The sequence below is a fragment of the Emticicia soli genome (genome assembly GCF_037860775.1).
In the GTDB taxonomy this organism is placed as follows: domain Bacteria; phylum Bacteroidota; class Bacteroidia; order Cytophagales; family Spirosomataceae; genus Emticicia; species Emticicia soli.
In genome coordinates this window covers 92,225-105,001 of record NZ_JBBEWC010000008.1, presented here as the reverse complement: position 1 = coordinate 105,001, position 12,777 = coordinate 92,225, and the positions used below count along the sequence as shown (strand labels likewise).

Below are 12,777 nucleotides of genomic sequence, written 5' to 3'. Positions count from 1 at the left end.
CAATTCAATAAGATTAACTCAAACAGTTTCTTAAACTCAAACATACTCCTCATCTCGTGTAGCTATTGTTACACAGCATACTCTTATATTTGCAGACTAAAACTTATACCCCTATGTCATACTGTTTTTATATTGAGCGCATGAGTGGTGCGCAGAAAGAATTGCACAAAAACTACCACGATAATCATTATGGTTTCCCGATACATGATGACAACGAGCTTTTTGGCCGTTTGATTCTTGAAATTAATCAGGCGGGCCTAAGTTGGGAAACTATTCTTAAAAAAGAACAGACTTTCAGAGCCGCTTACGATAATTTCAATATTGAAGTGGTAGCCAACTACACCGAAGCCGACCGTGAGCGACTAATGGCCGATGCAGGTATAATCAGGAATAAACTAAAAATTAATGCAGCCATCGAAAACGCCCGTACCATTATTGGCTTACAGCAATCGCATGGTTCGTTCGAAAAATGGTTGGAAGCCAACCACCCTCGTACAAAAGAAGAATGGGTGAAGTTGTTTAAGAAAACATTTCGCTTTACGGGTGGCGAGATTGTAAACGAGTTTCTGATGAGTATCGGGTATCTGCCGGGAGCACACACAGAATCATGCCCTGTTTATGAAAAGGTTTTGGTTGAGCAACCACTTTGGCGTAAAGTCTGATGATTTTACGCCTTTATCTGGCTGATTTTTATTTATTTCATCACATGATTCTATAAACCATATAGCGTGTTTTAAGCGTACCCTCTATTTTGCCCAAATCTTTAAACTCGGCCTTGAGTTTAAATGTAACCCAGAATGCTTTATTATAAACATCTTTAAACAAACCGGGCTGGTCGACCTCTTTTACTTCTGTAATCTCAATAGAAGCATTTGGGTCATCATTAAAAAACCTATATCTAAATCCGTCGTTTGCTTGGGTTTGCAGATATATACCTGCATTCCATTGGTTTGTGCCCTGATTCCCTACACTTTTTACGCCCACGGTCAGGTTTTCTTTAAACTTAGTATATCTCTTAACCGGGTCGAAATACATAGCACTCATTACATAAAATGTGCCTACCACGCTTATCTGCCAGTGTTCATCGGGGCTAACGCTTTTCGTAAAATAATTAATAAGGGCTGTACGGCCTGGGTCTATTTCACGCAAAAATGCACGGCAATCTACATTATTTTCAATCCAATCATAATCTTTTCCGAAAATAGTACCTTTAAAGCTAGCCAATTGCCTTCCATTAGCATTAATGATAGGTATCTGTTTTACAATTGTAGAATACTGCCCCAAAGAATCATTCACGGTAAGCGATACACTATAGGTATCATTGAGCTCGTAAATAAATTGGGGTTCTTGTTCATAAGTCCAATAACCTACTTTTGAATCACTCCAATAATATGTAGCAATGTTGCCTTTCGATAGATTCTTAAACTTCACCCTACCACCCTCAAGTATTTCGTAAGAGAAATCGGCAACGGGTGGCACTTCTTTGTTAGTGATAGTTATTGGCACACTTAGGGTGTCGGTCATGCTGCTATTTACTGCTTTTAATAGCACTTTGTAATTATCATTCTTCTGATATTTATGCGAGAAAGAAACATAAGAAATTGCCGGGTCTATTTCGCCCAGAATCAAGTTGGCAGAATCCTTATTGCCATCGCCCCAATCTACACTTACATAGGTATTCTTTTTAAGTTTCAGAATATTTGCACGAATATTCACTTGTGCATTTCTTTCATAGCTCACCGTGCTTTCGCTCTTAAAGAATTTTGTTAATTCGGGTTCTGGGACAACATTTTCTGTATTTGTTTTTTTGCAAGCGCTCAGAAAGCCCAGCGCAAACAATAAAATAAGTATGGTTTTCATGCTGTAAGTTGATATTGCAGCATAAATATAATGTTTAAATTATAGGTAGGTTTCAACATCAAACCAAGTGCTTATTTAATGGCAATTTAGTTATTTAACGGTCTGAAATTGATTTTTGAAAGCAATTATAGTAATTTGTTAAATCCAAATTGGTAACCTAAGTAATAAGGAATTAAAAGATTTGTTTAGCATAAAATAAGGGTCTAAATTGTTTGGTAATCATACGCTAACATGAGCTATTGTATTATTCCCCCATGCAATTTGCTTAAAGATTTTATCAGCCATTTCTAGGTGGGTAGCAGAGCACACGCTGATGCCACACTTGGTAGTTTTGTGTCATAATTGAAAAGACAACGTGAGAAAAATGGAAAACACACTAATTTTTGAAGTATTAGAATCGCAATACAAAGCGGCTTTGACAATGCTTCGCAATGCCCTTGAGAAAGTACCGGCAGAACACTGGAACAGCAAGGAATACAATAAGCCGACATGGCAATTGGCGTTTCATACACTTTATGGCACAAAAATGTATTTGTCGCCTTCGCCCGAAACATTTGTGCTCTGGGAAAACGCCATCAGAGGTGCTGAGAGTTTGAGTGGTGTCAATGAGTGGGAACACCCAGAAGAGGGTGTTATTGTTGAGGGCACGCATACCCCAAGCGAATTAATTGCTTTTATTGATGATATTGTGGCAAATCTACACCAAAACATCAGTGCATTACCCATTCAGGAGCCTTCTGGTTTTGAATGGTATCCGGTTACGAGGCTTGAATTACACCTCACAAATATCAGACATATTCAGCACCACACAGCGCAGATTATTGAGCGACTAAAAGCCAAAAACATTCATGGCTTTGCCTGGCTTATTGATGGAAATGCGGCGGTGGAGTGGTAAAAAAAGTGAGCTTAGGAAATACTTCCCAAGCCCACTTTCGATATTTAAAATTCGGACCCATTTTCTTCAATTAATCTTTTTAAGACTTCTTTACTAGGTAAGACTGTCAAATACTTACTTGCAAAAATTTGTTCATTATTTTCTGGCAATGTGTATCTTACTACTGTTTCGCTTTTATCTTGGCATAAAATAATACCTATGGTTTTATTCTCTTCTTTCAAGCGTACTTCTCTATCATAATAATTAACATACATTTGCATCTGACCTATATCTTGGTGTTTGAGTTCACCTATTTTTAAATCAATTAATACAAAACACCTCAAAATTCTATTGTAAAATACTAAGTCAATTTTGAAATGCCTTTCATCAAAAGTAATACGACTTTGTCTTCCAACGAAAGTAAACCCTGTACCCAATTCCAATAAAAAATGTTCTAATTTGTCTATTAGGCGTTGTTCTAAATCGTTCTCTGAATATACTGATTTCTCAGGCAAACCTAAAAACTCTAATATATAAGGGTCTTTAATAGCATCCTTAGGTTTTTCTATAACTTGCCCCTTAATTGATAACTCCAGTGTTTTACTTTTATCTCTACTAAGTGATAATCTTATATATAAGGCAGAATCATACTGTCGTTGTAATTCCCTTAAACTCCAATTATTTTTTACTGATTCTATTTCATAAAATTTACGTTCATTATCGTCTTCAATACGCATTAATTTTAAATAATGAGACCAACTTAATTTAAATTCGTCAGACAGTGTCTGACTTTTTGAATAGATTAAATAAAATTGCCGCATTTGTTTAAGATTAGTCTCAGAAAAACCTTTACCAAAATTCTGAGTTAACCTTTTTGAAATATCAGAGATTAAGGCCTTTCCATAATTTGCTCTCTCTTTTCCATTTTGTTATTCTTCTACAAGCATCCTCCCAATTTCAAAATATGTAAGAACCATCGTCTGATTAACTAAATTTAATACCTGCTTTTGAGAATTTTCTAGTAAAGCCGATATTTTAATGAATAGGTTTTTAGATATTGACTCAATCATTGTATAACTTGTTTGTCATTACAAATATACACTATTTAGACCTTTAAGCTCCTTTAGAGATGGTAATTATTAATGAGAGAACAGCTTGAAATAGTTGTATGCACGAGCCGCCTATTTTTCCAATCCTTACTTCAGAGAAATATTCCGTCAATTCAAAACTTGACGTTTAAAACAAAGCAATTTGACTTTCTGAGCAAAATCTGTTTCATGAGCACCCACTAATTTTGTCTTATTAAATTATTTAACGAGATGGAATTAAAAGATAACTACAACGGAATTTCACAAAAACCTCTTAACTCAGGTTTTAATGCTTTTTCAAGCTCAAATGAGGTAATACAAGGTATTGACCTTAGTGGCAAAACTATTATCGTAACTGGTGGCTATGCCGGAATCGGCCTCGAAACCGTGAAGACTTTTGTAGCCGCAGGAGCTAAAGTAATTGCACCTGCCAGAGATGTGAACAAAGCAGCGAATAACTTAAAAGGTATAGCCAATGTAAGTATTGAAGCGATGGATTTGATGGATGCCAATTCTATCGATGCCTTTGCCGAGAAATTTCTGGCCACTCACAGTTCGCTTGAGATACTGGTAAATAATGCGGGTATTATGTGGGTGCCGCTGATAAGAGATGCCCGAGGTTATGAATCTCAACTGGTTACCAATCATTTGGGGCATTTTCAGTTAACAGCCAGACTATGGCCTGCACTAAAAGCGAGCGGCGGCGCACGAGTAATAAGTGTCTCTTCGTTCGGACATCAGATGGCACCTTTTGATTTTGACGACCCCCATTTTCTGAATCGTGAGTATGAAACTTTGCAGGGTTATGGGCAATCTAAAACGGCTAATAATCTTTTTGCTGTTGAGCTTGACCACCGAGCCAAGGCTTTTAATGTGAGGGCTTTTGCGGTGCATCCGGGTTCGGTAAATGGTACAGACTTGGGGCGGGTGGCGCCAATGGCCTTGTTTCAGCATATGGGTACGCACGACGAGGCCGGAAACATTAAACCCGAGGTAGCGGCAACACTTAAAACTATTCCACAAGGAGCGGCTACAACAGTTTGGTGTGCCACAAGTCCACAATTAAACGGCATTGGCGGAGTTTATTGCGAAAATGGCGACATTGCAGATTTAGACGAAGGCAATATAAACCATGATTATGCCAACCCAGCCTCGTTGCGAGGGGTAAAACCTTACTCAGTAAATGCCGACAATGCCCAACGTTTATGGACTTTAAGCGAGGAATTGACAGGGGTAGTTTTTAGGGTTGATTAAGAAATAGAAAATAAAAATGATGAAAACCCAAGCCGAATCATTACTTTCGGTTTGGGTTTATTTACCAAGCAAATCATGGAATTTGAAACACATTATATTGCCCCTGATATTAAGCTATCTGAATTTAGCGGAAAGTTTTTTAAAACCGAAGTGATGTTTGAGCATCATATTCTGGTTTGGTTTATATCGGGCGAAACCAAGATTATACAAGCCGATGCGGTTTATACTTTTAATGCCGGCGATGTGTTTCTGATACCTCGTAATCAGTTAACAACGGTTATTAATTACCCGAAAGATGGTAAGCCGCACAAGGCGGTGGCTATGTATCTTACCGTAAAAAAGTTAAAAGATTTTTATGCCCGCCACAAAGCCATTGGTCGCTCGCAGCCCTTGCAAAAAGTATATAGTTTTAGCAAACACACTTTGTTGCAAAGCTGTCTGGCATCGCTGATTTATTATTTTGATTTAGGGGAAGATTTTCCGGCAGAATTGGCTGACGTGAAGATTGAAGAGGCCATAAGTATTTTGCGCTCAATCGATAAAAGTGTTGATGGAATTTTAGCCAATTTTGAAGAGCCGGGCAAAATAAATCTTGCTGATTTTATGGAGCGGCATTATATGTTTAACATGAGTCTTGATAGATTTGCGTACTTAACTGGCCGTAGTCTATCTACTTACCGACGTGATTTTTCGAGGGTTTTTCAGACTACACCTCAAAAATGGTTACATGAAAAACGGCTTCAACTGGCGCATTACCATATTGTGGAAAAACAACGCAAACCAAGCGATGTGTATATTGAGGTAGGTTTCGAGAATCTATCGCATTTTTCGTATGCTTTCAAAAATCATTTCGGGTATCCGCCGCAGAGTTTGTTGAAGTAAAAATTGTATCCACACGCTAACTTTCAATGATATTTTATTTCTGCGTGTGGATTTATTTTCAATTTATGTTTTATCACTTAAAGCTATTTTATTTGTTCTAGCTCCCATAGCTTTTGCGTATAAAAATTAAAATCCTCTACCCCTTTTCTTGTCTCTTCTGGAAATACAGAAGTATTTTTTACTTTAATTGCAGTACCTGTGATGCAAATCATTATTAAACTCTTTTGTTCACCTATTTCATAATAACTAATATTAACACCAATTACCGCATTCCCCCCAAACCTTAAACAATGAATTCTTAGCATATCTAAACAGTTTTTTTCAGTTTCTGATATTCGTTTATATATAACACCTGATTCTACTCCGAATAAATCATTGATTTCTTGAGTTAAACCCCTAAGAAAATTCGATTCTATAGTAGCTTTGGATGTAACTATATTTACTATGTCATAGTCCCATCCTAAAGGTGATTGAAGATTTAAACATAAGACGCTATTACTCAATGCGTTTATTTGTTTCTCTTTAATTTCTTCAATCTCAAGATTCAACGAAGCTAACGCTTCTTGAAATGGTTGTGAACCACAATTAGTACAGTAACCCTCTATTTTATCCTCAGTAAAATAGTTAATTAAATCAATTTCTTTTTGTGATAATAAGCTATTCGGAGAAAAAAAAGAATTTGGGTTTATTTTAGCACCGCAGTTTGGACAATTTTCCATTGTTTAAATTTGATAGGTTTTAAAGATGAGTAATGGTGATAAAAATACCTCTTTTTACAATAAAAAAGATTCATGATTAGAAATGTTCAATAAATTTGAGACCATTTCATAAAGTTAATCGATGAATTATACCAACCCAATGCTAAAAACCCTCACAACAAAACCTAAAACCATTTTTCTGATTGATGGCCTTGGGGCTATGCTTACAGCTATACTGCTGGCATTTGTGCTTACAAATTTTGAAGTCTATTTTGGTATGCCCGTAAATGTATTACATTGCCTGGCTGCGGTAGCCTGCGTATTTATGCTCTACTCGTTGGCGTGTTATGTTTTGCTTAAAAGCCGATGGCGAAGTTTTTTAAACATAATCATGGTGGCAAACCTGCTTTATTGTGGCCTTACAATTGCTTTGGTATGGTATTATTATAGCAGGCTTACACCATTAGGTATGGCTTATTTTCTGCTTGAATGCCTTGTGATAATCAGCCTCGTTTGGCTCGAGAAAAGAGTTTATCAGGGGCTTTAAATGCTTGCTATTTACTTTTGAGCTGCTTTTGACAACAATTCGGCAATCTGTGTAAAACCCCTTGACTTAGCGTGTTGCAATGGCGTTACGCCATCCTTATCTGCAATGTTCACATCTGTTCCGGCCTCAATCAATATTTCCACAATCTGAAAATAAGTTTTGCTGCCATTGCCGAGTATCACGGCTTCGAGCAGGGCAGTCCAACCTAATCGGTTTATGTGGTCAATCGGGAAGCCCTTTGTGTTAGCCAGCGTTCTTACTACTGCAATATGCCCACGCTCACAGGCCGGAATCAAGGCTGTACCATTGTAGCGATTGAATACATCGAAACGTGCGCCATTGGCTAGAAATAATTGTATTAATTCCAGATGCCCCGCTGCACCCGCATACAAAAACGGCGAGTCAAGTATCTGGTCTTGCTGATTAACGTTCGCCCTGTACCTGACCAGTAGCTCGGCCATCCTTACATCGTTTCGGTGTGTGGCTATCAGTAGCAACGATTGTTTGTTTTTGTTGGTGGTATTTACATCTACACCTTTTTTTAATTCATTTTCAACTTTTGCTACATTTCCTGTCTCAACTGCTTCAATGATTATCATTTGTGGATTGTTTTGGTTGTTTACCTCTGCGCTGCTATTGCACGATTGCAGGCATAAATATAAAAATAGAAAAAAAATGCTTCCCGATTTTGTCCAGAACATACGCTTAAACGATTTTTCAGTAAACGATATTTCCCTGATGAATCAATGATTTAACGGGTGATACCCTCGAAACCGCCTCGGCCGAGCAACTGGCATCTATCAGCACTACATCGGCGGCATCGCCTGCTTTTGGCCATTGCCGATTCCCCTTATCGTCGAGCGGCAATACATTGTAAGTAGCCAGTTTTAAGCTCCTCGAAAGGTCGAACTCAGTATTATAACCATATAACTGTGCCATAAGTTTTGCTTTATCGAGCACGCTGCCGCTGCCCCACGTATTCCAGTGGTCAATTATGCTATCGTTTCCGGTACCGATATTCACGCCATATTTATACAAAGTTGGTATGGGCATAAGCAACCCACCGAACGGAATGGTAGACATAATACCGATTTTGGCATTGGCCAGTTTCTCGGCTATTTCTTCCTGTTTTTGTTTTTCGATACGCCCCAATACAAAGCAATGGCTTATAAACGATTTCCCTTTCAGAGTCGGATTTTCGTTTACACGGTCAATCAGATACTCAACTGTTTTCAAACCCGATTCGCCCGACTCGTGCAGGTGTATATCAATACCTTTGTTGTGGTCTAAAGCCAGTTGTACAATAAAATCCATTGCTTTTTCGATGCTCCCATCAATCGAGTATGGGTCTACGCCACCTATGTAATCAATGCCCATAGTGGCGGCCTCTTTCATGTACTGCGCCGAATCGGTGTAGAAAATGCCATGTTGCGGAAAAGCCACCAGCTCGGCACCGAAGCCTGCTTTTTTATTCTCTAATGCCTTTTGCAGATTTTTCAGCGAATCTAGTTTAGACGTAGGCTCAATATTCACGTGGCTTCTGGCATAGCCAGAACCGTGTGATTGGAGCAATTCAATCATTTTTTCGGCTCTGTCGGTAGAGGTTTTGAGCATTTCGGGCAAAATCTTTTGCTCTAGTGCAATCATGCCCTTTACCCCACCCTGCCTTTTTCGGGTAGCTTTCCACGGCCCACCATAAAAGGTTTTATCGAGGTGTATGTGCATATCTTTAAATTCAGGCAGCATCAGCAAACCTTTGGCATCAATAGCTTTGGCTTTTGGGTTGTTGGGTAATATTTTTTTTATTTTTCCGTCGGCTATTTCAATACAAAACAAATCGGTTTTAGTGGCTACTACTTCATCGCCCTCATAGTCAAATCCGGTTTCGAGCCTTACGTTTTTTAGTGTATATTCTTTTGCATTGTGCATACCTATTGGCCTTTTATCTGAAAACAAAGTCGGTGCGCCTACAAGTCCGGTTAAAGCCATTGCCGAATCTTTCATAAAATCTTTTCTCGATATATTCTTAGCACTCATCAGTGTCGTTTTTTTTCAAAGGTAAAGTATTGAGCATAATTATAAAATGTAGCTATGTTTTTTTAGGCAAAACAAGGGCATAGGTAAGTTTATTAAATCGATAACTCATGTATTTCAGTAAAAAAAGGGTTTATAGTATTTTGATATTTAACAAAAAAGGCCTGCTCAAAATGGAGCAGACCCTTCAAACTTAAATCACCAAAACTAATTCCACATAGTGCCATTTAAACCTAAAACAGTACCCATCCATAAGCCTATAATATAAATAAGCACGGCCAATAGGTTGGCAATTAGCTTTTGTGTGCGGCCCTCGTTACGCAGAAAATCAAGAAAATGATTGCATACACCTGCTACTGCCCCGGCTAATGGGGTAATAATAAGCGGTTGTATCATCCAGAATTGCCCCCAATGCGCCGGAACAGGTTTTGTTGCTCTTAACACAAAGCTAAGAATCAGTACCAAGCCAATAGCTGCACCAATAAGTACTCTTTTGATTAATAGTGGATTATTAAAACCCTGCGTTGTTAAATTGTTTTTCGCTGTCATGATTTGAATGCCTGTTTAGTGTATTATAAGATCTCAGAGTCTCTTTTCAGATTGATTTTTGTTTTCGTATATAATTTTGCAATAAATTACCTGCAAAGCCCAATACTAAGCCACAGAAAATTGAAGTAAGAAGCGCCAATCCGGGTGGCACTTCTTCTTCTCGTGGAATGGTGTCGAATATAAATACTTTAAACCATGCCAGAAAGCCCCCCATGCCTACAATGAAGCCAATGATTTTACCTGCTTTGTTTTTCATAATTTGTCGTTTATAAAAGTGAAAAGATTTTTGCTTTAGATTGTTTTGTTCTTGAAGCGTGCAGCGTCTTAAGTAATAGCTTTTTCATATTTGTTTTTAAATCCATTGTTAAATTGATTCTCTCGAAACACCAAAAGTACTTTGCGATTCAAAGTTAATTAAAAGTACTTTGCATTTCAAAGCAAAAAAATGCATTTTTTTTTTTGACAAGCCAAATTGCATCCGTGATTTGCTAAAAAACACAAAAATTGGGGTCAGAAATATAGTTTTAACAGTAATTGGGGATTCGAACAGCAACGGCCGACCCGTCGGCGAGCTGCATATTAGAATGTTGTTTAAATAAAAGAGGCTGTCTCAAAAGAAAACGGCACAAAATATTATTTGGCAAGGTAGAGACCCCACTCCCCAACCCCTCTCCCCAACTGTGGGGAGAGGGGCTTTTTTGTCCCCTCCCCATTGTTGGGGAGGGTTAGGGTGGGGTCTTTTCCAAATATTATTTGGTATAAAAAACTTTTGAGACAGCCCCTTTAAGTAATCTCGCAGGCACAAAACCCGACCCCATTTGTTTATAAATCTAAAGCTATTGAGCAATCTTTTAATAGCTTTTCAAGCGGTGTAGATTTTAGTTTTGTATAAATCATATTGACGAACACAAGTAGCAACTATTAAGTGTCTATCATTTTTTTGTTGATTAAAAATCTGATACCTCGGTATAGCCTAACTAAAAAGAGGCGTTTGCTATTATCCAACAAGTTTTCAGCGTATGCCTTTTCTTATCCGGCTCAGAGACGATTGCGTAATACCCAGGTAAGATGCCAGGTAAGAAAGTGGGATACGATTGACCAATTGCGGGTATGTTTCCATAAATGCCAAATAACGGGTGGTGGCATCTTCAGAAACCAGTGGACTACGCCTTTCAATTTTTTGAATCAGCGATTTTTTGATGATTTTGTTTACTATATTTTCCCAGCCTACTATGGTATCGGCAATGTCCTCCCAATCACGCTTCGAAAAAACAATGAGTTTAGCGTTTGTAACGGCCTGCACATATTCTGAGGAAGGAATTTTGTTATCAAAACTGTGCAAATCTACCACAAAATTATTTTCATCGATAAAATACTTGGTAACATCGTCGCCTTTGTTGTCGTAATAACAGACCCTGAGAATACCTTCCAGAATAAACCCAACCTGTTTTGCAATCTTTCCTGCCTCCGAAAAATAATCATCTTTAGCAAGCGTTAATGCCCTTCCTTTTTCAGTTATGAAGTCAATCTGTTGCGGGTTCAGGTTTCCAAAATGCAGCAGATAGTTAATTACTGTTTCCATATTATTTCATCTGGCTCATCACCAAGTTATCGAACATTCTGTCAGATAATACTGTTTTCAAAAATAACATAAACTTAGCACCTGAAGCGCCTGCGTATCTTGTTCTAGGAACTTTAGCCTCAATGCCTTTTTTTATGAGCTTGGCAATCACAATCGGGTCAGATGCGTTTTTCTCAGTTGTTGCATACATTTTACTGACCCCTTTTGCCAAATGGCTGTATACTGATTTGCCCGAGATACGGTTTAGGTATTCGGTTCCTAAACCCGTCATTTCAGATTTTGTTCCGCCTGGTTCAATCACAATCACATCAATGCCAAACGCTTTAACTTCTTTGCGGAGCGCATCACTCAATCCCTCGATGGCAAATTTACTTGCGTGATACCACACGCCCATTGGCAATGTTACTTTGCCACCAATTGATGAAATATTTACAATCTTGCCGTATTTGTTTGCACGCATACTTGGTAAAACCAATTGCATCAGGCGGGCTGCGGCGAAAACGTTTACATCGAATTGGTATTTTGCATCAGCCATCGGCATATCTTCTAATGCCCCATAGTAGCCCGACCCAGCATTGTTAATTAAAATGTCTATTCGGCCAGCTTCTGTCAGAATGTGTTGCACGCAAGCCACAAGGCTGTCTTCTTTGGTAACATCCAAAAATAGGGGTTTAATACCGAAGTTTTTTAATTCTTCCATTTTTTCTACCCTGCGTGCGGTGGCGTACACATTGTACCCATTTTGTGCCAGAAAAATTGCGGTTGTTTTTCCAATACCAGATGATGCTCCGGTTATCAATACTGTTTTCATTTCTTTATTCTTTTGTTAACCCTGCAAAGGTTGCTCATTTAAAAATCAAAATATTTGTCATATGGCAAAAAGCGATTTGAATGTTTGTTGATGAGCAAAAAAATAAATGTGAATATCTAAGCTTTTGCAGCAGCGGTCACAAAGTAAAAAGTTAAGACAGAATCTTCTCCAATAACGTGTATTATAAAAGGTATGATACTGATAAAGAGGGGCTATAGGGAAGATAAAAAAGAACAGCAGCTCTTCTCTATTCTCTGCTATTATGGGGGTAAGTAAGGGAATGTTTAAACAGCAATTATGAACCCGGCAGGATTCGAACGGCAGCGGCCGACCGTCTGCGACCCACAAATTAGAAAGCTGTTAAATAAAAAAGCCTTATAATCATTTGACTATAAGGCTTTTACGTGAACCCGGCAGGATTCGAACGGCAGCGGCCGACCGTCTGCGACCCACAGATTAGAAAGCTGTTAAATAAAAAAGCCTTATAATCATTTGACTATAAGGCTTTTACGTGAACCCGGCAGGATTCGAACGGCAGCGGCCGACCGTCTGCGACCCACAGATTAGAAAGCTGTTAAATAAAAAAGCCTTATAATCA

13 protein-coding genes and 1 pseudogene are annotated in these 12,777 nt (G+C 38.4%); 5 read left to right on the top strand and 9 right to left on the bottom strand.

Translation table 11 applies throughout. The features are described 5' to 3' along the window. The first annotated feature begins 113 nt into the window (after positions 1-113). Complete coding sequence (locus tag WAE64_RS14255; RefSeq protein ID WP_340237546.1) at positions 114-662, top strand: DNA-3-methyladenine glycosylase I; 549 nt, start codon at positions 114-116, stop codon at positions 660-662. A gap of 40 nt (positions 663-702) precedes the next feature. On the opposite strand, the gene WAE64_RS14250 is transcribed toward WAE64_RS14255, so the two are convergent. Then, positions 703-1,860 (bottom strand): PKD domain-containing protein, encoded by a 1,158-nt coding sequence (locus tag WAE64_RS14250; protein WP_340237545.1) that lies wholly within the window; start codon positions 1,858-1,860, stop codon positions 703-705. 364 nt (positions 1,861-2,224) lie between these two features. Here WAE64_RS14250 and WAE64_RS14245 point away from each other — a divergent pair, with 364 nt between their 5' ends. Next, positions 2,225-2,755, top strand: coding sequence for a DinB family protein (locus WAE64_RS14245; protein ID WP_340237543.1), 531 nt, complete (start codon positions 2,225-2,227; stop codon positions 2,753-2,755). A gap of 44 nt (positions 2,756-2,799) precedes the next feature. On the opposite strand, the pseudogene WAE64_RS14240 reads toward WAE64_RS14245, so the two are convergent. Next, a pseudogene (locus WAE64_RS14240) lies at positions 2,800-3,648 on the bottom strand (PDDEXK nuclease domain-containing protein); the annotation flags it as partial. Between the two features lie 405 nt (positions 3,649-4,053). Between WAE64_RS14240 and WAE64_RS14235 the strand changes: the two are divergent. Continuing rightward, complete coding sequence (locus WAE64_RS14235; RefSeq protein ID WP_340237541.1) at positions 4,054-5,076, top strand: SDR family NAD(P)-dependent oxidoreductase; 1,023 nt, start codon at positions 4,054-4,056, stop codon at positions 5,074-5,076. 75 nt (positions 5,077-5,151) lie between these two features. Further along, on the top strand, positions 5,152-5,958 hold the full coding sequence (locus WAE64_RS14230; protein WP_340237539.1) for a helix-turn-helix domain-containing protein: 807 nt from the start codon (positions 5,152-5,154) through the stop codon (positions 5,956-5,958). A gap of 83 nt (positions 5,959-6,041) precedes the next feature. Here the strand turns inward: WAE64_RS14230 and WAE64_RS14225 are convergent, their stop codons facing one another. Beyond that, a complete protein-coding gene (locus tag WAE64_RS14225; protein ID WP_340237538.1) occupies positions 6,042-6,677 on the bottom strand; it encodes a heavy metal-binding domain-containing protein in 636 nt (211 codons plus the stop codon). A 121-nt stretch (positions 6,678-6,798) separates the two neighbouring features. Here WAE64_RS14225 and WAE64_RS14220 point away from each other — a divergent pair, with 121 nt between their 5' ends. Then, a complete protein-coding gene (locus WAE64_RS14220; RefSeq protein WP_340237537.1) occupies positions 6,799-7,203 on the top strand; it encodes a hypothetical protein in 405 nt (134 codons plus the stop codon). Positions 7,204-7,214: 11 nt separating this feature from the next. On the opposite strand, the gene WAE64_RS14215 is transcribed toward WAE64_RS14220, so the two are convergent. The 6 genes from WAE64_RS14215 to WAE64_RS14190 all read right to left on the bottom strand — a co-directional run bounded on the left by WAE64_RS14215 (position 7,215) and on the right by WAE64_RS14190 (position 12,179). Then, a complete protein-coding gene (locus tag WAE64_RS14215) occupies positions 7,215-7,802 on the bottom strand; it encodes an ankyrin repeat domain-containing protein (RefSeq protein ID WP_340237535.1) in 588 nt (195 codons plus the stop codon). Between the two features lie 118 nt (positions 7,803-7,920). Continuing rightward, positions 7,921-9,240 carry an amidohydrolase family protein gene (locus WAE64_RS14210; RefSeq protein ID WP_340237533.1) on the bottom strand — a complete coding sequence of 440 codons (1,320 nt, stop codon included), beginning with the start codon at positions 9,238-9,240 and terminating at the stop codon, positions 7,921-7,923. 204 nt (positions 9,241-9,444) lie between these two features. Beyond that, positions 9,445-9,786, bottom strand: coding sequence for a potassium transporter KefB (locus WAE64_RS14205; RefSeq protein ID WP_340237528.1), 342 nt, complete (start codon positions 9,784-9,786; stop codon positions 9,445-9,447). A 46-nt stretch (positions 9,787-9,832) separates the two neighbouring features. After that, on the bottom strand, positions 9,833-10,042 hold the full coding sequence (locus WAE64_RS14200; RefSeq protein WP_340237527.1) for a hypothetical protein: 210 nt from the start codon (positions 10,040-10,042) through the stop codon (positions 9,833-9,835). Positions 10,043-10,798: 756 nt separating this feature from the next. Continuing rightward, positions 10,799-11,368, bottom strand: coding sequence for a Crp/Fnr family transcriptional regulator (locus WAE64_RS14195; protein WP_340237526.1), 570 nt, complete (start codon positions 11,366-11,368; stop codon positions 10,799-10,801). A 1-nt stretch (position 11,369) separates the two neighbouring features. Next, complete coding sequence (locus tag WAE64_RS14190) at positions 11,370-12,179, bottom strand: oxidoreductase (RefSeq protein ID WP_340237525.1); 810 nt, start codon at positions 12,177-12,179, stop codon at positions 11,370-11,372. Positions 12,180-12,777 lie beyond the last annotated feature (598 nt).